18 protein-coding genes, 1 tRNA gene and 1 pseudogene are annotated in these 22871 nt (G+C 57.5%); 11 read left to right on the forward strand and 9 right to left on the reverse strand.

Features of this window, described 5'->3' with window-relative positions:
* The first annotated feature begins 109 nt into the window (after positions 1–109).
* Positions 110–709 carry a TetR/AcrR family transcriptional regulator gene (locus FYJ31_RS00215; protein ID WP_061870073.1) on the forward strand — a complete coding sequence of 200 codons (600 nt, stop codon included), beginning with the start codon at positions 110–112 and terminating at the stop codon, positions 707–709.
* A gap of 5 nt (positions 710–714) precedes the next feature.
* Here the strand turns inward: FYJ31_RS00215 and FYJ31_RS00220 are convergent, their stop codons facing one another.
* From FYJ31_RS00220 to FYJ31_RS00255, 8 genes are all read right to left on the reverse strand, one after another.
* Positions 715–1278, reverse strand: a complete 564-nt coding sequence (locus FYJ31_RS00220; RefSeq protein WP_012576651.1) for an FMN-binding protein — start codon at positions 1276–1278, stop codon at positions 715–717.
* A gap of 113 nt (positions 1279–1391) precedes the next feature.
* Entirely contained in the window at positions 1392–2189 is a 798-nt protein-coding gene (locus FYJ31_RS00225) for an ABC transporter ATP-binding protein (protein WP_011068491.1), read from the reverse strand.
* Positions 2190–2204: 15 nt separating this feature from the next.
* The gene (locus FYJ31_RS00230; protein WP_143723814.1) at positions 2205–3428 is read right to left on the reverse strand and encodes an ABC transporter permease; all 1224 of its coding nucleotides are present in this window, start codon (positions 3426–3428) and stop codon (positions 2205–2207) included.
* A gap of 33 nt (positions 3429–3461) precedes the next feature.
* A complete protein-coding gene (locus FYJ31_RS00235; RefSeq protein ID WP_143724252.1) occupies positions 3462–4766 on the reverse strand; it encodes an ABC transporter permease in 1305 nt (434 codons plus the stop codon).
* A 21-nt stretch (positions 4767–4787) separates the two neighbouring features.
* Positions 4788–6056, reverse strand: coding sequence for a DUF2318 domain-containing protein (locus tag FYJ31_RS00240; RefSeq protein ID WP_143724251.1), 1269 nt, complete (start codon positions 6054–6056; stop codon positions 4788–4790).
* Between the two features lie 152 nt (positions 6057–6208).
* On the reverse strand, positions 6209–6904 hold the full coding sequence (locus FYJ31_RS00245; protein WP_077425103.1) for an iron transporter: 696 nt from the start codon (positions 6902–6904) through the stop codon (positions 6209–6211).
* Between the two features lie 132 nt (positions 6905–7036).
* A complete protein-coding gene (locus FYJ31_RS00250) occupies positions 7037–8965 on the reverse strand; it encodes an FTR1 family protein (protein ID WP_154535678.1) in 1929 nt (642 codons plus the stop codon).
* 170 nt (positions 8966–9135) lie between these two features.
* Positions 9136–10779, reverse strand: a complete 1644-nt coding sequence (locus tag FYJ31_RS00255) for a DUF6020 family protein (protein WP_154535679.1) — start codon at positions 10777–10779, stop codon at positions 9136–9138.
* A gap of 301 nt (positions 10780–11080) precedes the next feature.
* Between FYJ31_RS00255 and FYJ31_RS00260 the strand changes: the two genes are divergently transcribed.
* The 8 genes from FYJ31_RS00260 to FYJ31_RS00295 all read left to right on the forward strand — a co-directional run bounded on the left by FYJ31_RS00260 (position 11081) and on the right by FYJ31_RS00295 (position 18545).
* A tRNA-Ser gene (locus tag FYJ31_RS00260) sits at positions 11081–11165 on the forward strand.
* Between the two features lie 565 nt (positions 11166–11730).
* Positions 11731–12117 carry a hypothetical protein gene (locus tag FYJ31_RS00265; protein ID WP_229773793.1) on the forward strand — a complete coding sequence of 129 codons (387 nt, stop codon included), beginning with the start codon at positions 11731–11733 and terminating at the stop codon, positions 12115–12117.
* A gap of 413 nt (positions 12118–12530) precedes the next feature.
* Positions 12531–12725 carry a helix-turn-helix domain-containing protein gene (locus tag FYJ31_RS00270; protein ID WP_029679823.1) on the forward strand — a complete coding sequence of 65 codons (195 nt, stop codon included), beginning with the start codon at positions 12531–12533 and terminating at the stop codon, positions 12723–12725.
* Between the two features lie 182 nt (positions 12726–12907).
* Positions 12908–14251, forward strand: a complete 1344-nt coding sequence (locus FYJ31_RS00275; protein ID WP_229773794.1) for a toprim domain-containing protein — start codon at positions 12908–12910, stop codon at positions 14249–14251.
* Positions 14196–14738, forward strand: coding sequence for a hypothetical protein (locus tag FYJ31_RS00280; RefSeq protein WP_143249464.1), 543 nt, complete (start codon positions 14196–14198; stop codon positions 14736–14738). The genes FYJ31_RS00275 and FYJ31_RS00280 overlap by 56 nt, the downstream gene beginning before the upstream one ends.
* A 153-nt stretch (positions 14739–14891) precedes the next feature.
* A complete protein-coding gene (locus FYJ31_RS00285; RefSeq protein ID WP_227976738.1) occupies positions 14892–16346 on the forward strand; it encodes an FRG domain-containing protein in 1455 nt (484 codons plus the stop codon).
* 90 nt (positions 16347–16436) lie between these two features.
* On the forward strand, positions 16437–17615 hold the full coding sequence (locus FYJ31_RS00290; protein ID WP_013140109.1) for a DNA cytosine methyltransferase: 1179 nt from the start codon (positions 16437–16439) through the stop codon (positions 17613–17615).
* 12 nt (positions 17616–17627) lie between these two features.
* On the forward strand, positions 17628–18545 hold the full coding sequence (locus FYJ31_RS00295; protein ID WP_071474441.1) for a DUF4928 family protein: 918 nt from the start codon (positions 17628–17630) through the stop codon (positions 18543–18545).
* 44 nt (positions 18546–18589) lie between these two features.
* On the opposite strand, the pseudogene FYJ31_RS00300 reads toward FYJ31_RS00295, so the two are convergent.
* Positions 18590–19865, reverse strand: a pseudogene (locus FYJ31_RS00300) (IS3 family transposase); the annotation flags it as partial.
* Positions 19866–20599: 734 nt separating this feature from the next.
* Between FYJ31_RS00300 and FYJ31_RS00310 the strand changes: the two are divergent.
* Together FYJ31_RS00310 and FYJ31_RS00315 are read left to right on the forward strand one after the other, a co-directional pair.
* Positions 20600–21391, forward strand: coding sequence for an HNH endonuclease (locus tag FYJ31_RS00310; protein WP_015438305.1), 792 nt, complete (start codon positions 20600–20602; stop codon positions 21389–21391).
* Positions 21392–21635: 244 nt separating this feature from the next.
* Positions 21636–22544 carry an ImpB/MucB/SamB family protein gene (locus FYJ31_RS00315; protein WP_230473952.1) on the forward strand — a complete coding sequence of 303 codons (909 nt, stop codon included), beginning with the start codon at positions 21636–21638 and terminating at the stop codon, positions 22542–22544.
* Positions 22545–22871: the final 327 nt, after the last annotated feature.

Genomic DNA, 22871 nt, shown 5'->3' on the forward strand with positions numbered 1-22871 from the left:
ATTATCCGGGGGTTGCCTACAAACGGCATGGACTTACCACCCTCAGTCTGGCTTTGCCAGTCAGCTCCCGCCAACGGGAGCGTACGGGAGCATATTTCGAAGAGAAGAGATGACGGAGATGACAGGTACGACGGCGACACCGCGCGGTGAGCGCACGCGCGAGGCGACGGATCGCAAGCTCATGCGAGCCACGCTGCAGATTGCGGTGGACCGCGGCATCAGCGGCGTGACCATCGAGGAGGTGGCCCGGCGCTCCGGCGTGGCCAAAACCACGATTTACCGTCGATACCATAATGCCGACGAGCTGCTGCGCGAGATCAGCGCGATGTATCTGGCCATCCCGGATTCCGACCCAGTGCCCAGCCCCACGCGTGAGCATTTCACGCAACTATTGCAGCGATTGGTCGATTGGGTGCGCGACAACGACATCGACGTCAAGCGCGTGGGCATTGTATTGTCCAGCGAGGCCGAGTTCTTCCAGCACATCGTCGACCAGGTGGTGACCCCGTGGCTGGAGCATGTGGGGGCGTTCCTCAAGCAGGGAGTCGCGCAGGGCGTGTTTCGCGAGGACGTTGACGAGAAGTTGCTGTTGTCCACGATTATCGGATCTTTGGTGGCGTATGAGGCCATCGAGGGCAAAGCGATGGACGACGACACCGCCTGGGCCTCGCGCATGGCCGATCTGCTGTGGCCAGCATTGCTGAAGTAGCGGTCTTACTCCTGAATCGAAGCCTCCTGGCGGGCGACTTCGAGGGCTTTGTTGAAGGCGTCGGAGGTCCAGCTGGCACCGGCGACCTTGTCCACTTTGAGTCCCTTCAGGGGCTTGCCGTCCACTACGCCGTTGATGGCTTTGGCGAAGTCGTCCTGATGGTTCTTGGAAATCGTGGTGAACGGGTGCCCAATGATTTTGACGGTCTCGACGTTGCCGTCCTTGATGGTCAGATGGACGTCGATGGAATCCTCGCCGACCGGGCCGTACTGGCCGTTGATCGAGTAGTTGCCGTCCTTGTAGTTGCCGGTGTCCTTCTTGTCGGACGTGGTGGTGGACGGGTCGTTGTGCGATGAGCCGGAATCGGAGCCGTCGGAGCTATCGGAGCCGTTCGACTGGGATTGCGACTGCTCTTCCTGCGACTTCTCGGTCTCGCCCGAGTTGCCGGCGTACGCATCGTCCATCGGCGTGGCCTTGGATTCGCCGCACCCGGCCAGCAGCGCGCCAGCCACGACCAGTCCGGCCGCCGCCAATGTCGCGGATTTCTTCAACGTATTCTTTTCGGTCATATTCACGCTCCTTAAGCCCCCTCTGACGAGGGGGCTGTCAGCGAAGCTGACTGGGGGAGAGACCATCAGCTTGCCATGTATTCCTCACATACTGCTCGATGCCCCTGACGGCCCTACTCCTCGCCGCCGGTTTTCGCGGCCTTGGTGGGGTCAGCGAAACCAATGGCGGTCTCGCCGTTCTGCGCGCCCTCGACCTGTGCACCCGTGGAGGCGGGCTTGCCGCCTGCCGCCTCGTAGGCCTTGCGCGCATCCTCGTCATTCCACTTCTCACCGACGAGCACGCCATGGTTGAGCATGATCTCGCGTTGCGCGCAGCTGGCGACAAGCGCATCGTGGGTGACCACGATAATCGTGGTGCCCTGCTCGTGCAGCTTGCGGAACAGGTCGAGCACGATTTTCTCGTTCTTCTCGTCGAGGTTGCCGGTGGGCTCATCGGCCAGAATCAGCTTCGGGTCGTTGATCAGCGCGCGGGCCACGCACACGCGCTGCTGCTCGCCGCCGGAGAGCTGGCCGGGCAGGTGGTGGGCGCGGTCCTTCAGGCCGACCTTTTCCAGCGCCTCCATGGCCTGCTTCTCATCGACCACCGAATGGTAGTACTGGGCCACCATCACGTTTTCCACGGCGGTCAGGTGCGGCACCAGATAGAACTTCTGGAACACCAGTCCGATGAGGTTCTTGCGCACGTCGGCCAGCTGCGTGGCGTTCAGGTCCTCCAGCTTGCGGCCTTCCAGCTTCACGGAGCCCTTGGAGGGCGTGTCCATGCAGCCGATCATGTTCATCAGCGTGGTCTTGCCTGAGCCGGAGGAGCCGACGATGGCGAGCCATTCGCCTTCCGGCACGGTCAAATTGAGGTCGTCCACGGCATGCAGGTCGCCGTAGATCTTCGAGATGTGGTCGAGTTCAAGTAGCATGACGTTTCTCTTTCTTTATTCTTCGCGAAGCACGACGGCGGGGTCGATGCGGGTGGCGCGGTGGACGGGCGGGATGGAGGCGACGATGGCGACCAGCGCGCTGAACAGCACGGAGATCAGCGCCAGCCACCAGTTGAATCCGATGGAGCGTTCGAACACCGCCACGCACAGCCAACTGGCGAGTCCGTAGCCGATTGCGGTGCCGATGAGGCCGCCAATCAGGCCGTAGAGCGATGATTCGATGTAGAACTCGGTGCCGATGGCACGCGAGCTGGCACCGAGGGCCTTGCGCAGGCCGATCTCGTTGCGTCGCTGCGAGACGATCGAGCTGATTGTGGTGCCGACGCCGACGAGCGTCAGCACCAGCACCACCAACGAGACGATCCAGAACAGCGTCTGCAGCATGGTGATGATACGGGTGTCGGAGGCGGTGATCTTGGTGACCTGCTGCGCCTTGACGTGCATGGAGGTCATGTCGTTGATGCTGGACACCAGGCCTGCGAGGTCGCTGGAGCCGGCCGAATACTCGATGACGTCCACGCCGCGCGTGATGCCGGTGAGCTTGTTGACGTCGGCGTTGGTGGCGTAGATGATCGAGTCTTCGCTGCCGCCGGTGTCCACGATGCCGGCCACGCGGAATTCGGTGCCGGAGGTGTCCATGATGTCACTGGAGACACGGCCGTCTTTGGTTTGCTGGTCGATCGAAGAGTTCGACGAAGTGCCGTTGGCGCTGGCGTTATCGGATGCACGGTAGCCGATGGTGATGGCGGAGCCGATTCTCAGGCCGATGGCGTCGGCGATGTCACGTCCGACCAGCACCTTGCCGTCGGTCGGCCACGAGCCATCGACCACCCAGTGATGGTTGAGGTTCTTGACCTGCGCCGCGTTCACGCCGGCCATCACGTACGGCGAGGCGTTGACACGCACGTTCTCGTAGCGGTAGGTGGCGTATTTCGCGGAACCCTTGGCCTTGACCATTTCAGTGGTGTGCTGCACCATCGCCTTGTCGATGCCGGCCTTGCCGTCGGCATTGGTCGATTCGGTGGGCGTGACAATCAGGTTCGCGCCGTACGCGCGCATCTCCTCGTTCATCTGCTGCGGCACGGCGAGGCAGATCATCGCCAGGCAGAACAGTGTGGCCGCGCCGACCAGCGACGCCACCACAGCCATCACCGCGCGCGAACGCCGGCGGAACACGGCGCTGAACAGCATTCTGAAGAACATACCGGTGTTGGTCATCGGTTTCCTCCTTCCACACCTACGTAGATAAACTCAGCGACCATGGAGCACCTCCGCAGGCTTGAGGTTCAGAATCGAACGAATCGATGAGGCGGACGCCAACAGCACGGTGACGGCCAACAGCACGAACACCAGCGCGAACACCATCGGCCGCATCGTAATGCCGGAACCGAACACCACCCGGCCTATCAGCTGGGCCACGCCGGAACCGAGCAGCGCGCCCACAATCGCGCCCAGCAGCGAGATTGCCGCCGTTTCGGCCAGCATCAGACGGGATACCGCGGCATCGGTGGCACCAAGCGCCTTGAGCAACGCCAGCTCGCCCGACCGTTCGCCGATCGAGGCGACCATCAGGTTGGCCACGGCCACGGCTGCGGCGATCAGGCTCAGCACGGTCATCAGAATCATCACGGCCTGCGTCTTCTGCAGCACATTGCCCTGCAACGCGGCCACCTGGCGCACCTGCTTGGCCACCGCGCCCGGAATCACCTCTTCGATCTGGTAGGCGATCGAGCTCGGGTAGGCGGTGCAGTACCAGGTCTCCCATTCCTCCTGGCTCAGCGCGGCCGGATTCGCGGCGGCCTTACGGGCCAGGTCGTTCTCCGGCGTGGTCAGGGCCTTGACCTCGATTTTGTCGACCGAATCGGGCAGGTCGGCGAACACCTGGGCCGTGGAGGAGGCGATGTAGAGCGAGCCGTTGTCCTCGTCGCCGGAATCGTAGACGCCGGTGAGCTTGATTTTCTGCTCGTTCTTCTTGCCCGAGGCGGTGGTCTTGTTGAGAGTGATGGTGTCGCCGGTGGTCACACCGAGTTCGGAGGCCAGCGTCTTGCCGATCACGCCCTGATCGGAATCGTCCTTGGGCCACTTGCCGTCCAGCTGCCACCACGAGCGCATGCCTTCCACGCCCACGACGGTGGTCTCGCCGGTGGAAATCTTGAGGTCCTTGTTGAACCACGTGCCGACGACCGGCACGTTGGTGCCGTTCACCATGGCGTGGATGTTGAGCTGCGGCGCGAAGTTGGTGATGTTGAACGACCAGAAGATCGTCTTGATCTTGGCCGCGTCCGACTCCTTCAGAAAGGCGGTCGGGTCGCTGGTGGACGCCGCACCGCCCGACTCGGTGTTGTATAGGTCGGAAACGACCGCGTCCGCCTTGGGCTGCACGGTGATGTTCGAACCGTAGGTGGACAGCTCGGCGTTGAGCTTGTCGCCCACGTCGAACACGACGCCCAGCATCGATACGGACACGGTCGCCGACAGGCATACGGTCAGCGCGATAAGCAGGCGCCGGCGCAGCTGTCGGGTGAACGAGCGAGTAATCATACGCAGAAAGAACATGATTCTTGTCTCCTGCCTGACTCACTGGAAGTGGGCGCTCAGCGCGTCCAGATCCGTAGTCTGAATGGTGATCTTGCCGTGGCCGGTCTTGTACGGGAATGGTATCGGGTTGCAGCCACCCTTGAAGCCGATGGTCGCCAGGTTGATGGCCACCTCGCACTTCTTGCAGATGATCTTGCCGTCCTTCTCGTAGTAGCCGGCGTCACCGCAGTTCTCGCAGGCGTCCAGGCCGATGCCGTACGCGCCACCGTTCTTTCGGATGATGATGAAGCGCATGACGGTGCCGTCCTTGGCCTTGTATTCGAAGCGGTGCAGGTGGCCGTCCTCGACCTGGCTGAAGGGGATGGTGGCCACGCCGTCCTTGAGCGAGTAGGCTTCCGGCGGCGAAAGAGTGATGGTCTGATGGATCGCGGCGACGCCGACGGTGAGGGTCAGCGTGACGCCGATCATGGCCACGAGGCTCCAGACGGCGGAGGCCACGGCGCGGCGGCGGAACGCCTTGTGCTTGCGGCCGATGGCTTCGTTCGCGCCGGTCAGCGGCATGCGGAAGCCGGCCACCACGGAGGCGACGGCCGGAATCAGGAACACGAACGCCTGGGCCATGATCATCCAGTCGTTGTGGTTGATCGACCAGGCGAGGGCCACGAATCCCGTGTGGCCCATCGGGAAACCGCGTGCCTGCAGGATCTGCATGACACCGGTCAGGTGCCGGACGAACAGAATCGCCAGCACCGCGAGCACGGCGGCGGTGAACGAGGCACGCACCGCGGTCGAACGCATCGTGCGGAAGATCGCGGCCACGATGATCGACATGGCCAGGCCCAGCGCGAAGCCGAGCGCGCGCAGCAGCATGTCGGACGTGAAGATCGGGTCGCCGGGCTCCACCCAGATGGTCAGCTGCAGGATCACGTCCGGCAGCGCGTAGAACAGGGTGAGTGCGATGTCGATGGCGGCCACGGCGTTCGCAATGTGCATGAACACCTTGTGCTGCTGCCAATTGGTGGTGATGCGGCGTGCGAACACCACCACGACGATGGTGAGGATGTCGGCAATGATCGCGCACCACAGCACCGGATAGTTGACGAACGTGCGCTGGTTGATCACGGCCGAGGCACGCAGGCCGGCGAATATGGTAGCGGCGATCAGGCCAACGGTCAGGCCGATGAGACGCCAATGCGAGCTTATCGGCTTATCTCGCCCCTCGCCGACCGTGAGCATCACGCTCAGGCTCATCACCAGCAATGCGGGGGCCAAGGTGCCCGGCATCACTGCCACGAATTGTTCAAGCATTCGCGTCCTTTCTCTGTTCACCTTAGGCTCCCCCACCCCTGAGGGGAGCTGTCCGCAAAGCGGACTGAGGGGAGTTTTTAGACCGTCCTAAGAATTATCTCCCTAAAGCGGCGTAAAGCCCCCTCTGACGAAGGGGCTTTCTGCTTAGTCAATCACCACTGACGCGGGGTGTAGTCCCAGTTGTCGAAGGTGACCTCGATGGGCTCGGTCCAGAACTTGTGGTTCTTGACACCGGTCTCCGGGTCAACGTGGAGCATCCAGCCGTTCTTCTCAGGGGACTCGATGGAGAGCTTGAGCTGGTAGGTGCCGGCCTTGTCGAGCTTGACGTTGGCACCGTAGTGCGGGCCGTCGGAGGCGTTCATCTGCATGAAGGTACCGGAGGTGGCCTGGCCGCCCTCGACTTCCTTGCCGGTGGACTTGTCGATGATGGTGTAGTTCACAGTCAGGTCAGGGACGAAGTCGCCCTTGCCGTAGCCGTAGTCGGTGCCTTCCTCAGAAGCGTGGATGTCGGCTTCCAGGTGGAAGGAAGCGTCAGCAGCCTTCAGACCCATGGAAGCAGGGTACATGTCGATGGGCTGGAAGTAGACGGCGCCCACGGTCAGCGGGCCAGCGGCCTTGTCCTGCTCCTCGGCGGTGCCGGAGGGACCGACCGGGACCTCTTCGAAGCCGGAGGTCTCAGTCGGGGCGTCGGCCTTCTTGGAGTCGTCCTTCTTGGCGGTGTCGGAGGAGCTGGTCGAGGACTTGGTATCGGAAGCGTTGTTGGTGGAACCGCAAGCAGCCATCGAAACAGCCATGGAGCCGGCGAGCAGCACGCCGAGCAGAGCGGCAAGCTTCTTGTTCTTCATCATTTCTCTTATTCCTTTTGTTGTGGTGAATGGATTATTTATTATCTGTTTTTAGTTGTGGCGGCGTGGGCTGGAATCGCTTCCGTTGCCATGTCGCAAGTTGTGTTGCGCGAGATGGTCGCACCGGGCGTTGTGCTACGCCTGCGCGCTCTCCTCGTCAGCCTTCGCGTCCGACTTGCTCGCACCGGCCGCAAGCCGGGCCTTGGCCTTACGCTGTTTGGCAAAGCCGACCACGAACAGCGCGATGACGGCGATGGCTGCCAGTACCTGGGCGATGATGCATTCGACGTACGGGTAGAATCCGAGCCAGTCGTTGGTGGGAACGTCCGGCAGGTAGTTGGCGGGCAGCAGGTCGCCCTCGATGAGCGCGTGCACGCCGCCGCCGGCGAAGACAACCACCAGCACGGACATGAGGATCGAGGTGACCAGGAAGAACGGGCCAATCGGAATCTTCACGGAGGTAAAGCGAATCACCAGGAAGATGATCACGAGCACCACGGCGGCGGCGAGTGCGCCGACCACCATGCCATGCGTATCCTGGCTCATCGTGTAGATTGACTGGTAGAAGATCACGGTTTCAGCGCCCTCACGGAACACGGCGAGGAAGCTCAGCATGGCGAGCGAAATCACCGTGCGGGAAGCCACCTTCTTGCCGGATTCGACCTGCGAGGAGACGGAGGCCACCGCGGCTTCGGTCTTTTCCTTGATGTAGCGGTTCCACGCTTCCACCGAGGACTTGTTGAGCATCCAGTTGCTGGTCCACAACAGCATGCACATGGCGACGAGCGCGCACACGCCTTCCATGATCTCCTGCAGCGGGCTGGAGCCGCCGAATGCGAGCATGAAGATGACCGCCACGATGCCGGCACCGGCCAGACCAGCGAGCACGCCCACGTAGATCCACTTGGTGAAACGCTTGTTGCCGGACTTGACGAGGTAGGCCACCACAGCGGCGACCACGAGCAGGGCCTCAAGACCCTCGCGAATCAGAATCAGGAACGCCTGGCCGACCGAGCTGGTGATGAACTTGAGGAAGCCACCCTCCTCATCGGCCGCGCCGCCGTCGAGCTTGGCGGCATCGGTGGTCAGCATGTTCTTCAGGTCGTCGACGTACTTCTTGACTTCGGACGCAGGCTTGCCGGTGTTCATCGAGGAGCGGCACAGCTTGAACTGGTATTCCACCTGGGAGACGCGGTTGCCGCTGATGGCGCTCAGCACGGTCTTCTCGAAGCCGAGCTTCTCGTAGTGCTGGTAGTAGGCGTCGTTCACGAGCGTGGTGCCCTTGGCAGCGTCGCCACCCTCGTAGGCCTTGTAGGCGTTGTCCAAGATCGGAAGCATCGCGTCCGCGACTTCCTTCCAGGTCTTGGCCGTTTCCTTGGTGCGCTTCTTCTTGGCGTCGAGCTCCTTGCGCTCCTTGGCGATCTGCTTCTGGAGGTCTTCGGAGTACTGCTTCGGGTTGGCGAGGTTGGTGTTGGCGTCGAGCTGCTGGGCCGTGGCGTCGAGGTCGGCGGTCAGGTCGTTGACCTTCTGGGTGAGCTGATCGGCCTGGCCTGACGTGAACACCTGGCTTTGCAGGTCCTGGAAGGCCTGCTGCTGCGCGGTCTGCTTGTCTGCGCCGATGGTGTCGCTCACCACTTTGTTGAAGTTGGACGTCACGTAGACGGTGGTGTATGCAGTCCCGAAATCGGACTTGGCACCCATTGGGTTGCCGTCCTTGTATTCCTTAAGGCCTTCCTGCAACTGCGCTTCGACGGCCTTGGCAACGTCGGCCCAGGTAGCGTAATCGACGCTGGTGGTGTCGTCGCTCTTGACGGTGGCAGCAGTGGCAGTGGTTGCCGGCGTCACGGCGAACGCGGACTGCGGAATGATGGCGGAGGGGAGGAAGGTCGCGGCGATCATCGCAAACAGAAAAACGATGGCCGCAAATGCACGAGCCGAGACCGTGGCCGACTGCAGACGACCGGTGCTGCCCGACTTCGCGCGCACGCGAGAAACGGCAACGCGCGTATCACGTTCCCGAATCGTGTTCATTTCAGCGGACTGTGCGCAGGCGCGACGAACCATGCTGAATTCCTCTCACTTCAAGTACTCGAATGGTCCAAAACCAACTATGAACTCTATAGAAAAAAATTCTTGAACAACAGTCTTGATTTTCTGACGGGTGCGAGGTAATAGAAGAGGCGTTTTAGTGCTTTTTAACCCCGTAATTATTTCACCATCTGAGATAACTATGCTCAGAGAGGATGGCTCTCCCGGAATGTGAACGGTAACACCACAAAAAGCGGCAACGCGAGGAATACCGGAATCGGATACCAAAATAGTGCCATGGGTGAGGCATACAGCGACAGCACCGTGAATGCCAACAAACCGTAAGCGGCCAGTGCGGGGCCGTAGCGTCGTCGCGCAGGCCGCACCACCAGCGCAAGACCCGCAGCCAGCGGAATCCACGTGACGTACAGGGCCATCGAAGTCAGCAGATTGCCTTTACGAACACCGATGCGACCATCCGAACGCGCCCACCGATGAATCGCCCGCAATATATTTTTCTGCCATTGCGGCTTATCGGAGGTACCCCTCAGCGGCGCAAGGTCATGTTCGATGGCGGCAAGCCGTTCGGCTGCCACGGTATCGGCATCGCCGTCGGAAGTATGCTTCCAAGCACCTTCAGTCAGGAAAGACGCCCATTGCCTGAGATAGCTGGGCGTGAACAGGTAGTCGGAATCAGTGGGGTACGCGAAATTGACGCGCGGGTCCCACCATCCGCGAGTCACCCCGGCATAGGCCGTGGCATATTCAGTCGGATGCGCGAGGCCGAGCTGCGCCCAGACCTGCAGGGCCGCGAGTTGTTGCGCCACGGTTGGCCTAGGATGCTCGCGCAAAGTGCGGAAGGTCTCATCGGTGCGGTGCGGGTTGATGCCGGCGGCGGCCCAGTCGAGATCCATGATCGCGTTCAGTCGCCGCCGCTGAACCTTGTCTATCGCACTGGGATCATCGTGCGCGAGCCGGGCCACGGGCTGGGTGACCAGGCCCCACACCTCACGTCCAGGCGATTGATTCGCATGCGTGGCGGCCGCGCTTAATGGCGTCCACACGCCCTGCGCCACAACGATGGCAACCGCAAGACACGCGAACGCACGACGCCGCGCGCCTTTGGGCGTGCAGACGGCGAGCAAACAGCAGCCGGCGCATAGCACGATTATGAGCGCCGTCCGCTTGGAGACGATGGTGGCGAACAACAGGATGACGAACGCGAATGCCACCGGGCGGCGAGCCAGTACCGAGCCGCGCGTCAGACAAGCCTCCACGAACAGCACGGCCAACGGCAGATAGAACACGGCGTGCAACGAGTCCTTACCCATCGTGGTGATTGCACCGACCACCACATAGTTGGAGGCAAGATAGACGAGGCCGAGACCGATGAGCCAGCGCGGCGAGCCGATTTTGCGGATGTAGCACAGCAGAAGCGCACACCCGGCGGCGAGTAGAACCGCTTGGGTCACGGTGTACAGGGCCTGCCCGATCAGAGGGGAGCCGAGTGCGCTGCCGATATGCCAGAACAAGCCGAACGTGAGAGTATCAAACAGCGGATGCTGGGTGTAGTAGTTGTGCAGACCGGACGATTGCAGATATTGGGCAAGCGTATCGTCGCGCATCGAGCCCGGCCAGGTGAGTATGAGCCACGGCAGCCAGGCGATAGCGAGCGTGAGCAGGTAAGGGAGGAATCGCGCGCGCAGCGATGTGGATAACGTGGTCGGGCGGCGGGCCGTGAGCCAACTAAGGATCGCGGATATGCTGCGGTACGTCTTTGAGTGTTTCTTCGATTGGCGCGACCGGCCGCCATGTGCTGCGGTTACGTCGGCCGCTGTCCCCTCGTTCATGACTCCATAGCCTAGGCGCGATTGCGGGCGCGCGCCGGACGAACATCGAAAATTCACCCGGATACGGTGATTTCTTTACCGGGGGTTGTGTAGGTGCGCGCGGGTGTGTGGGCCCTGCACAAGCATGCGGTCCTTGTGCGGGTGTTGCGCGGGACTTTCCAGTGAGTCTTTCACTCGCAGTGATCATTCTTCACATCCGCGTCGCGACACGCGCCACGCCGAAGCGTGCACTTATCCGAAACCTGTGGTAACTTATTCGAGTTGCCTGCGGAACACAGTTCAACTGCGCACTGCAAAGCATGGAGGATTCGCCTAGTGGTCTATGGCGCACGCTTGGAAAGCGTGTTGGTGTAACAGCCTCACGAGTTCGAATCTCGTATCCTCCGCCCGGATTGGAGCCCCGGAAACCGTTGAAATCATTCGGTTTCCGGGGTTTCGCTTTGATTCCCCCCGATTGTCGGTTCCCTCCAGGTACCCTCCGTTTGGACACCTTTGGCCCCGACCCGCCGCGCGTGTCACATATCGGAACCGACGATTCCGAAAACGCCTTCGGGCCTTCGCCCGCCGTGTGTTCGTCATCGAAGTCCGACCGCGTCCCATGTGTCCCGTCAGTGGGCCGATTCGAATCCCTTCATGTTTTCCGCGCAGTTTTTTCGTTTTGGTTCGCAACAATCCCGGACGCCCGCCGCGCAGCGCGATGCGCCCCATGCGGTCCGGCCCAGCGCGAAGGTTCCCCCTGACCCCCTCCGATGAACGCCACACGAACGCATACGGGTGCCATAACAGCCCATTCGAACCGTCAATCGACTCCTTGATACATAGACAGGAAGCCGAGGAACGTCCGTCGGTCGGATGGGTCCGAGGAGATAACGGCAAACCCCGCCGGCATCCCTCCCCCGGGTATTCGCCAGCGAACGGCACCGGCACCGCCATGACCGCCAAGGAGAAGACATGAGCCCGGACCCCATCCGCCGCAAAGGCAGGAAGACACTCGCCAAGATATACGACTCCCTAACCGACCTGGAAGAAGCCGTGGACAGGTCGCGCATCATCGGGCTGCCCACCAAGAAGGAGGCGCGCGACATCCGGGACGAATTGACGGCGGCGGCGTGGGTCGGCGGCAGATCGGTGTCGCGCATACGGACGGCCAAGGAATACATCAGCATCGCCGAATCATTCTTCCGCAAGCTGCGGGCCATCAAAAACGCGGAGGCACGAACCCCGCAGACGGGTATTCCGACCCTGCGGGAACTGCTGAAGGACACCCGCGTAACCAACCTCGACGAGCATGAAGGAATGCTTGAGATCACAAGCGCGGATACGGAGAAATCCACTTAACAAATTCAACCAATTTCTGCCAGAAGCCAACAAACTCCAAGGCCACTGGACTCAACCAAGACAAACGGGCTCATCAAAGACAACATGCCATAAGCCAATCTCATTGCAACCAACAAAGCCTATTCGTCTTATTCTGAACGCCTTATTTCACCGCAGAATCACTTGTTTTCGTTGAAATTCCAACGATTTCACGACCACACATCTAGTTCAAGCTTCAGCCGTTTTCAACCTTTGCGCTCCTTGGAATAACGTCATATTCTGAATTCCAGCTTCCCAGGGGCCGGCAAAAACCTGGGGAACATGCACCGGTGCAGCCAACAACCACAACAGAACCATCTAGGGCGAAGTGCGTCCGAATTCGACGGAAGCACTTCGCTCCTCAGGCTCTGTTCCGCACGAGAGCAAGGAAACATATGGCTGCAATTCCAACGAAGAATGACTACCCGCGCCTCACCGCCAAGCCAGCGCAAGTGGCGGAGATGCTGGGCTACAAGGACGTGAAAAGCGTTTACGGATTGATCAGAACCGGAAAGATACGCGCTCGCAAGGTAGGCAACACGTTTCTGGTGATTCTCACCAGCGTGCGCGAATTCGCAGGTGAGGAGTGAGCATGGCAACCTCATACGAGCGAGTGCTCGAAGCCGCGAGACGCTATTCTCGAGATCCTAGGCTCCAAGAGCTTCCGCGCGACACCTCCGGAAGACAACACGCTCAGTGCAGCTGCCCCGCCCATGACGGAGACGGCGGCACTTCGCTGCACATCACCTACGACCAGTCCAACGGCAAAACCATGCTGCACTGCTTCGGAGCGGAACACTGCGATGCCGCTTCCATTGCCGGTGCACTTGGATTGAAAATCATCGACCTGTTCGATCAACAAAGCGGACCTCAAGGCCATGCCGATTACAGCGGCTACAACAGTTACAGCTGCGATAGCCGGCTCACTGCCGCCGATTTGGCGGCCATACGGCATGCGAATGCTCCACTTCTCAACAGAAATGAGACAACGACGATTACACCTACGCACACGGAAAACTCTGCGGAAATCAGACAACAGTACGCGATGCCCAAACCGTACTTGGAACCATTGGCCCTAGGCCAATCCCCTATGTTCGCCGCCATCTGCGCAGCTATTGCAGTTCAGCCAAATACCGGCCTGTTGCACGGCGCTTGCCCAAACTGCGGCACAGCCGACTCGCTCACTGTGCTGTATTCCCCGCTGGAAAGCGCCACATTGCTCCGCTGCAGCACTTGCCAAGCCGACGATGTGCTCAACGCGCTGAACGCTCCCGCTACGCTGGCTCGTTCCAATGGCTATGAAGCAATGATCTACGACAGCGAGCGCGGCACAGCATATGAATATGCGGACGGTCTGATTGTTCGTCGCTCTCCCACCAAGCGAATCTCGCAAAGCGGCAACACCGCCGGCAAGCACCCGTTGTGGATGGCCGCCGACGCGAAACGTGCCGTGGCATCGGGCAAGCCAGTGTATCTGATAGAGGGAGAAAAAGATGCCGGCACATTGCGAGCGCTCGGCTATGCCGCTGTAACCGCATCGGGAGGCGGCGGCAACTTCGCCGCGAAACTGGATCTTGATTCAGCGTGCTTAGCCCTTAGTGGAGCTGATGTGGTTGCCATTATGGATAAGGACGACACCGGCACTCGCTGGAAGGAGCAAGTGGCGCAGACGCTGACACCGTTCGTGCGGTCGTTGACGTTTATCCAGGCGGCTGGTGAGGCTCACGACGCTTCCGACGCGGCGATGAGCGGCTTGGAGTTTGAGATTTTGCCAAGCGAAAGCAGCCAGCCTGAGTCTGAGCTTAAGACTGAACTGACGCCCCGCGCCTATTCGCTGACCCGTTTAGCTGATGTGGAACCGGAGCGACCGTTGTGGTTGTGGCCGGGCCATCATCCAAGACTACTTCGACCACAACAAGGAGCTCACACCGGATGGCTTGTATTGGGGTGTGCCGTCGTACAGAGTAATCAACGAAGCGAAAGGCGAGTTCAGCAAGCAGCAAGTTCTGGACGGCAGACGACGCCCAAAGCCACTGCTGGCAAGCAAGAAGTACGGCAACATGTGGTGGTGGCTGTCGCCGGATTATGCGGATCATCCGAATCAGGAGAGCTCTGAAGATTTGAATGCGGAAGCCACGGACACCCTCAGCGGTGAACAAACTGAGACTCCAGAAGCAACTGTGCCGGATCCGGTCGCTGTCACAAGAGCTACTGCCATCTTGCCGCCTTCGTCAAAACCAAGCTATTGCAACGTTCTGCACGAACCAGACAAGACGGCGTTTCCCACCTTGTCCGACGATGCCGATCCGTGGGCGATCCCGGAGAAAACGCAAGATTTGCAAGGCCTTACGGCAAACGAACCGACATCTGAACTGGCAAGACGGCAAGATGGCACCAGCGAGAACGCCACTCATCATCCCGCAACAGGCGAAACCGACGGTTCCGTCACAGACATTGCCGGATGGAAGGCGAGTCTCCCTCCCTACGCAACAGACCTGCACTACCAACAGCTCAACGCCACGCAATTGAATGAGCTCATCGGCAAGGGAGGCCTGTGGGCCAGCAAGGCCAAACAGGAGATGCGGCACCGCAATTACAGATAGCCAACTTTCTGAGATGAAAGATGCCCAGTGTATCCATCGCAGAAGACGACTCAAACATCTGGCCGCTATTAAAAACAATAGCGGCCTTTCTTTTTAAGAATGAAGAACCGATCAGCACAATCCAATGGCAACAACTCGATATACTATCAAGCCATGCTTAAGGATGAAGAACACCATGAACATGTAAGCGCGTTGCCGTCTATAGCGAAAATAACGCAAGCAACGCCGAATCTAATGGCAATAAGCCCCAACATGACGCATCAGCTGCTAGATACCATTCAAAAAACCCCAGAAATCAGCAACAACCTGCGACTTATATCCACTCCCCTCGAAACAAGCACTTCAGCAATTCAAACTTTCCTAGAGCAGCAAGAGAAAGCCCTCAAAACAATCTCTAACTTATCTTCAAGCACAATCCTGTCTTCCATAAAACCTATTCAGGACAGCCTTCGTGACGCACTAGCAAAATTTGATTTTGCTCATTACGACGAAAAATATCTGAACGTATATTCCGGGATTTCGCAAGTATTAAAACAATATGAAGAGACACAATCAAACCTGCAAAAATATTATCGATCCATAACCCCTAGTTATTTCCATAGCTCTAACGAGTCACCTCATTACTACTCTCCTGAGATGACCAGTCCTTCAGATTTTTTTGACTCCAAAAGTGGACGCATCGAGAGTATAGAAGATTTAAATAATGCAATCCTTCTACTGCAAAAGCATGTATCAAATATACCGTTATACTGGCGAGGACAGAATAATGCCTCTTGGGGACTACATAGCAAATTATTTCGCCTACTAATGACGCAAAATGGAGTTGTTTCCCCTCAACAGAAGCCCAAAACCAAACAGCCCTATCCGACCGAAGACCAGATGATTCAAGCTGAGAAGCAGATTCTTAATCTTGCTCGTCAAGACTGGCGATATGGAAACATGTCTGCTTTAGAGATATTCGCACGCATTCAGCACTTTGGCGGCCCCACACGCCTACTCGACGCATCCTGCAACCCATATATAGCTGCTTGGTTCGCCGTCTATGACCCAACGCACGAGCACGAAGATCATGACGCGCGCCTATTCGCTTTAGCTGGATACGCATCAGGCAATAATGAGCAACCAGACTACTCCGAAGAACTGCTAAGTCGCGACCCTTTCTGGTTCAACCTGCACGATTACGAGCAACGCGCAGCAGCCAACTGGGGAACCGGATCACGCCGTATCGTATGGCGTCCACCAGAATACGAATCACGTATCGCTGCTCAAAATGCAGTATTTATCCTCGATGGAATTCCAATTACAAATAGTCGAATCCTTCAATATTTTCGCAAGCCTACGGGCAAAGAATATTGGAAGAGGCCAGATATACTCGCAGCTTCCTCAATTTATGCAAAGCCCTTCTCGCCGAATCACAACGCACGTCCGAATCAACGCAATCTAGCACCAACGTATTCATTCGTCATTGCCAAGAAAGCTAAGAAAGAGATACGAAGTTACCTAGAAGGCGCGTTTGGATACCGCGAGTCCTTCATCTACCCCGATTTCGCAGGCCTAGCAAGTAAAACAAACAATATCCAGTTCCCAAATCTAGGTGATCTTCAATAGGCTCCAGGACACGGCTGCAAGTCGAACAAATGTTCTACACCTAGAGCTATCATGGACTAATATGCATACAAGACGAGGTAAGGTGGGGACATGGACGATAATCGCACGCACGCGGCTACCAACACAGCACGCCCGCAAGCCCTCGAATTCTTTGCAGGAATAGGCCTAGCACGCCTTGGACTCGAAGAAGCCGGCTTCCAGGTCGAATGGTCGAACGACATCGACGCCGCCAAGTGCGAAATGTATCGCAATAACTTCACGGATACGCCGGGCCACACCCTTGTCGAGGGGGATATGAGTGAGCTCTCCGGCGACGATCTGCCCCACGATGCCTCCATCGCTTGGGGATCCTCCCCTTGCACGGACCTCTCCCTTGCAGGCACTCGTACGGGCCTGAACGGCAAGCAATCCGGCGCTTTCTGGCAATACGTGCGACTGCTCGAAGAACTTGGGAACACCCGGCCGCCGATTGCCGTTCTCGAGAATGTGAACGGATTGGCCACTTCTCACTCTGGGGAAGACCTTGCCGCAGCAGTGCATGCCTTCAATGAACTGGGCTACTCCGTAGACGTATTGTCCATCGACACTCGTCGATTTATCCCTCAGTCCCGACCGCGACTCTTTTTAGTGGGCCTGCAGAATCCGCCGGCCGCCGAACAGTTTGATTCTTCCCTGCGCCCTGACTGGCTGCAGCAGGTCTTTGCGGACACCTCTCTCCGCACGCATCGCGCACCACTGCCCGAACCGCCGTCCCCCCTGATGTCTGGCCTCAATATGTACGTCGAGAGCATGGCTAACGACGACGAACGCTGGTGGAACGCTGAGAGAACTGCCAAATTCCTTGATTCGCTGTCGCCGGTTCAGGCAACTCGTGTAGAAACGTTGCGCAATGGGGCAACCGATTCCTACCGGACTGCTTATCGCCGCACCCGCAACGGCAAAGCCGTGTGGGAAGTCCGCGCAGACGACATCTCCGGCTGCCTACGCACCGCACGAGGCGGCTCCTCTCGCCAAGCGATCATTCGCATGGGCAATGGCAAAACCGCTGTCCGTTGGATGACACCACGCGAATACGCTGCTCTTATGGGCGCAGCCCACTACAACATTACGGGTCTACGCCCCAATCAAGTGATGTTCGGATTCGGCGACGCCGTCTCCGTCCCCGTCGTGGAATGGCTTGGCAAGCACTACTTCATGCCTGCACTGAACGGCACCCTAGGCAAAGACCTATACGTGGAGCAAACTCTGCTCTCAAATCACACTGCATAAGCGAGGCAAACAATGGATCTGACTCCCATCAATGATTTCCGGAAGTCCCATCAGGTAAACACCAAGGGCGCTTTGGCTGCTGCCATCCAGCTCAATCGCTTCTTTTCCGCAGACACGCTTCCCATTGACGCCAGCGACTATCACACGAACAAGGAAGGTCAAGTCAGGGGAATCAGCAAAGATAACTGCCAGAAAATCCTTGCCGAATATGGCATCACACGACTCCTCGCAGCAGAGGGCGGACGAACCAGCCGTGGCACCATGGCATTGATGCACGACTACGCCGAGCTCATTAACGAATTACGCCCAACAGCGGAGCAATTCAACGAGATCGAGCAATACTGGGTCAAACGAATTCAGGCATTCTTCACCAGCAAACCATTCAAACTGGAATCCGACAACTCTCTTTCCGTCGATGCGGCTGTAGAACATCTGCTGCAACAGGCAGCGCAGCGACAAAAGGAAAATCCGGGCACTATGTACGTCGGTACCGTTCTGCAACATCTTGTCGCAGCGAAGCTCACCATCGTTGCCCCAGAAGTGGAAATCAACGGCGCGTCCGTTGCTGACGACCCGACCGGGCGCGGAGGCGATTTCAACGTCGGCGACACAGCCATACACTGCACCACTGCCCCAGCATCCCTGCTCATGGATAAATGCCAGCGCAACATCAAGGCTGGACTGCATCCAATCATCATCACTGTGCGCGACCGCGTCAAAACCGCATGGGACTTAGCCTCCGACATGGGCTTCGAAAACCGCCTTGAAGTCTGGGACTTGCAATCGTTTCTTTCCAGCAATGTGCACGAGCATGGCCACTTCACCAACGCAGCACGTCACGAAACCCTTTCGCGTCTGGTCAAGGCTTACAACCAAATCATTGACGAACATGAAAGCGACCCCAGCCTACACATCGAATACAACGGCTGATTTGTTTTAATCCGCCCAGCATCCCGTAACCAGGTCAATGTGAAGTGGCCTGATTTTTGTTCCGCCCTTACAGTGAGGCGGCTTGTGCCGCTTGATGTTGATAATACTCGGTTTCCACCGCTTCGGGTGTCCTGTAGCCCAGGGACCGGTGCAGGCGCTTCGAGTCCCCGCCACGAGACCCACCGGAACGTCGCCAACTCCAGGTCCTTCAGATCCGCGAAGGGCTTGCGCCGCCATACCAGCTCGGTCCTGTACGCGCCGTCGGCGCTTCCGGCCATGGCGTTGTCACACGAGTCGCCGACGGTGCCGGTCGACGGCAGCATCCCATATTCCATGACCCTGGTGGTGCACACCGTGCCGATGCACTGCGTGCCATGGCCGCTGTGGCGGATAAGACCATCCGCGCCGCCGCGGGACGCGGCCCATGAGACCGCCTGCTCCAACGCCTGCAACGGCAGCTCCTGCGTGTTCATGGTCATGGCGCACGCCCATCCCACGATCCGACGGGCGTCCACGTCGGCGGCGAACGCCGTGTAGCCGAACGAGCCGTTGGCCATGCGCACGTAGGCGATGTCGGCCACGTGCAGACGGTTCGGCGCACAAGCCTCGAACCTCCCGTCCACCGGATCCGGCCTGCCGCCCGTGCCCTTGGCGGGTTCCGTCGTCACCGGGGTCCTGCCGCGGCGCACGCCCCGGATGCCAAGCTCGCGCATGATGTTCATCACCTGGTCGCGGCCGGCCTCGGCCGGATCCCGGCCCTGGGCGACCAGCTGCGCGTGCATCTTCCCGTAACCGTACACGGCCATGAAGAAATCCGAGTGGATCCGGAGGATGTCGCGGGCCGGCGCCCCATGCCCCGCCCGCATGCGGCTGACGGGACGTGTTTCGAACATGCGGCAGCCGCGCGGCGTGAGAAACCCGCAGTCCAACGATTCGGAAAGGACCCTGCGGATCGGCCCGACCTTGAAACGGCTTTCATGCCCGTCGACGTACGCGGCCATCAACGCCGTGTCGGGTCGAGCCCGGCCGCGAAAAAGCCGACGCCGTCGTCAAAATCTCGTTCGCCCGACGCAATTCCGCGTTCTCGGCCCGCAGCCTCCTCAGCTCCGCCATCGCGTCCTCGGCCGACTGCCTCGTCTCCTCCGCGACCGTCGCGTCCGACTGGTCGCGCCAACACCGCAGCGATTCCGGCGCCATCCCCGGATCCTTCGCCACCGCGGAGATCGCGTTCGTCTCCGACGAATACGAGGAACGCGACTCCGCCAGCAGCCTGACCGCCTTCGCCTTGAACTCCGGCGCATATCGAGCGCCCTTTGCCATGGTTCCATCATCTCCCATCGAGTCAGAGGAAATACGGAACAAAAATCAGTTCATATCAATGCCAACTGCTCTTCATACTGGTCTCAATGCACCCAAGGACTGTACGCATACTTCGCGCACCCATTGGTTAACATGAATTGCTTTCCATGCAGCCCTACCGGATTTCCATGTACGCACTCTAGATTTCCATCTAGCCGCAATGCTGTCGTAAGACAGCATTGTCTGATTCCCCTGAAATCGTTGAAATTATTGGGATTTCGACGCGTCTCTCCGACTAGCACTTGATTTCCATGTAGACTCACTAGATTCGCTCTAGTTCCCACTAGATTCTCTGTAATCGCTCTATATGCCGAAGATTCAAAGCCGATCGAACTCTTCCAATGGGTTAATAACCCTTGAAAACATTAGGATTCCTAGCATGCTTGACCCCCTCAACCTCGCACTTCTCACTAGATTCCCTCTTGTCGCTCTTGTCGCTGTAGAACGCACGACCAGCACGCAAAGCAAACCCCAAAATCATTGAAAGCATAGTCCTTACGGCAGCTTCAAGAAAATCAGTCCGCTTACCACTGCTTCCCACTAGATTTCAGACACGAAGCAGCGAGTACAAGCTAAGACTCACAAGACATACCGCATACAAAGCACAGACACGAACCATTCCGCACTATCCTGGATTCATGGCATCAGACGTCAGTACATCAACACCTCGCCGTAATTGGTCACGCGAGGAAACAATGATGGCGTTCGCCTTGTACATCGTGCTTAAACCACGCGAATGCGATGACAAAGGACTTGACGTGCAACGTCTCGCATCGTTCTTGCACCGCACTCCCAGCTCAGTGGTGTTGAAGATCTGGAACATCGCAGCTTATGATGCCAACCGCAAGGCCCGTGGGCGCGTAGGCATGAAGCACGGCAGCAAACTCGACTCCCAAGTCTGGCAGTGGTATGCCGAAGACCCCGATACGTTCATGGAGCAATGTCTGAATCTACTTCGGCACGCGCTCCTGCAAGCGGACGCGAACAACTTCAACCCAGCACCGCTGGCCTCCGACCGTTATTCCCCTCTCGAAACCGCAACGACCCTACTCGTTGCCGAACACACGCCCACCGGAGAGGAACGACCAATAACAACACTTCAGCGAGTCAACCAATCCTATTTCCGCAACTCACTATTGCAGAACTACCACAGCACCTGCTGTATAACCGGTATGCAGATTCCTAAGCTGCTGATCGCCAGCCACATCAAACCGTGGAAGGCATCGTCAGCCGTTGAGAAAACCGCCGCATCCAACGGGCTGCTGCTCAACGCCTTCCACGACCGTGCCTTCGATCAGGGCCTTATCTCCATCGATGATGACTATCGCATCATGGTCAATCATGACAAGGTTCGGCACTCTGACATCAACGACAAATGGCTCTACAACTTCGAAGGACGCGAAATCTCATTACCGACAATCAGCCAACCTTCACACGAATTCATCGAATACCACCACAAGCACATCTTCCTCGCCGACGCCGCTTAACAACACCAGGGAGGATACTCCTCCCCGGCCTGCTCCACGCCACCCCGGAGTATTGGGCAGATTTCTCCCCGTTATTTTCCACACATAAAGCATGCGCTCAATACAACTACGGCGGCTGCCACAAACACTTTCTTTAGGAAGGGCCGTAGAGTCCTTCATCCCAATCGTCGCACCAGAAAAATGAAGTACAATGATTGGCATTAGGTAGATATGACTTACTAAGCAGGTGAACAACTTGACAAGCGTGATTCAAAGAACAGTGCAGTTCTACTGGCTCCGGCTGAGGTCTCGTGATGGTATCAGCAATGGAACCACGGGACATATCAATTGGATGAAGCGTCTCAGTGAATTTCGTGAATTCCCTTGGGAAAATAAAATACTCGATAATATTATTTTTGATTCTGTAACAGACAAGCATTATCCAGTACTTACAGTTTTTGAACAATTCCAGCCAAATTTTATGCAGCTCATTGATCAGGAACACAAGAGAGTCACTGATTTCATGGACAGCGAGGCATATAGCAACACAAACAATTTAGCAAAATCGTCAGCATTCGCCTTCTTCCCAAAATATTCTCTTGTCAGCAGAGTAAGTGGCAATGCTGGTAAAAGCGTAGACCCCCTCAAAAAAGCACTAAACTATTACTGGCCTGAAGAAGATTATGAATGGGATGTTATTCCCGTCATCACAGCAGATAGCATCGAGCGTTTCAAAAAAGAACTTCGCGGAATAGATTCCCTCACAGCATCATTCACAACAAAAAATTTTATTGATAAAGCTTATGAAATAAAAGGTAACGCAGGAGAATTTTATCAAGAAATTGCACAAAAAGTGGGAGCCGATCTTGATATCGACATTAGGATTAGCCTGACAGACGATACAGCATATGGAAAAGCTCGTCGCGTTTTTAAAGACATAATGCAAGATTTCATCATATCTGCAGTAAATCAGAACAGAAAAGTTCAAGTAAGTGGACCTGATTTCGCAGACAAACTGTTGGAATTAAATTTAGTATCCCATCCTGTAGTAGAACAAAGCGAGATTACAATATCCAATGACGAACCACGATTATTCACTGGCCTAATCAATCATTTAATTGCTGTTTCAGTTGATAAAGAGACTTATTTATACGATATTTCAAAGAGTAATTAATGCCACATTTAACATTAATAAATGGAATTATGGCGCATCCCGCCACTGACATCCTAGGCGCAACCATAATAACCGCTACTTGGTGGCTTCTCAGCAATCCAGTACCTCAACTACCTGGAGATGGCAGTCCCAATGATTTATTCATCGGGCTATCGACCCTCTCCGGATTAGTCATGGCTACAGCAACATTTATATGTACGATGCTATACCAGTCAAATTCACATTTTATGGTAGAAGCACGAAAGAGATTCCCCGAAGAATTAGCAAGAAACTGGCTAAGTATTATCATCTGGACTTTAACGACGGCCATTTTACCTTTATTTTCAC

It is taken from the genome of Bifidobacterium sp. WCA-178-WT-4B, assembly GCF_009696495.1.
Classification (GTDB): domain Bacteria; phylum Actinomycetota; class Actinomycetes; order Actinomycetales; family Bifidobacteriaceae; genus Bifidobacterium; species Bifidobacterium infantis.

What these genes read in the sequence shown, in the direction of transcription:
- FYJ31_RS00255 (WP_154535679.1), bottom strand. Translation starts at nt 10,779, where the DNA reads ATGAACGAGGGGACAGCGGCCGACGTAACCGCAGCACATGGCGGCCGG.
- FYJ31_RS00285 (WP_227976738.1), top strand. Translation starts at nt 14,892, where the DNA reads ATGCTTAAGGATGAAGAACACCATGAACATGTAAGCGCGTTGCCGTCT.
- FYJ31_RS00265 (WP_229773793.1), top strand. Translation starts at nt 11,731, where the DNA reads ATGAGCCCGGACCCCATCCGCCGCAAAGGCAGGAAGACACTCGCCAAG.
- FYJ31_RS00240 (WP_143724251.1), bottom strand. Translation starts at nt 6,056, where the DNA reads ATGCTTGAACAATTCGTGGCAGTGATGCCGGGCACCTTGGCCCCCGCA.
- FYJ31_RS00230 (WP_143723814.1), bottom strand. Translation starts at nt 3,428, where the DNA reads ATGACCAACACCGGTATGTTCTTCAGAATGCTGTTCAGCGCCGTGTTC.
- FYJ31_RS00245 (WP_077425103.1), bottom strand. Translation starts at nt 6,904, where the DNA reads ATGATGAAGAACAAGAAGCTTGCCGCTCTGCTCGGCGTGCTGCTCGCC.
- FYJ31_RS00295 (WP_071474441.1), top strand. Translation starts at nt 17,628, where the DNA reads ATGGATCTGACTCCCATCAATGATTTCCGGAAGTCCCATCAGGTAAAC.
- FYJ31_RS00220 (WP_012576651.1), bottom strand. Translation starts at nt 1,278, where the DNA reads ATGACCGAAAAGAATACGTTGAAGAAATCCGCGACATTGGCGGCGGCC.
- FYJ31_RS00235 (WP_143724252.1), bottom strand. Translation starts at nt 4,766, where the DNA reads ATGTTCTTTCTGCGTATGATTACTCGCTCGTTCACCCGACAGCTGCGC.
- FYJ31_RS00280 (WP_143249464.1), top strand. Translation starts at nt 14,196, where the DNA reads ATGTGGTGGTGGCTGTCGCCGGATTATGCGGATCATCCGAATCAGGAG.
- FYJ31_RS00275 (WP_229773794.1), top strand. Translation starts at nt 12,908, where the DNA reads ATGCTGCACTGCTTCGGAGCGGAACACTGCGATGCCGCTTCCATTGCC.
- FYJ31_RS00290 (WP_013140109.1), top strand. Translation starts at nt 16,437, where the DNA reads ATGGACGATAATCGCACGCACGCGGCTACCAACACAGCACGCCCGCAA.
- FYJ31_RS00310 (WP_015438305.1), top strand. Translation starts at nt 20,600, where the DNA reads ATGATGGCGTTCGCCTTGTACATCGTGCTTAAACCACGCGAATGCGAT.
- FYJ31_RS00270 (WP_029679823.1), top strand. Translation starts at nt 12,531, where the DNA reads ATGGCTGCAATTCCAACGAAGAATGACTACCCGCGCCTCACCGCCAAG.
- FYJ31_RS00225 (WP_011068491.1), bottom strand. Translation starts at nt 2,189, where the DNA reads ATGCTACTTGAACTCGACCACATCTCGAAGATCTACGGCGACCTGCAT.
- FYJ31_RS00250 (WP_154535678.1), bottom strand. Translation starts at nt 8,965, where the DNA reads ATGGTTCGTCGCGCCTGCGCACAGTCCGCTGAAATGAACACGATTCGG.
- FYJ31_RS00215 (WP_061870073.1), top strand. Translation starts at nt 110, where the DNA reads ATGACGGAGATGACAGGTACGACGGCGACACCGCGCGGTGAGCGCACG.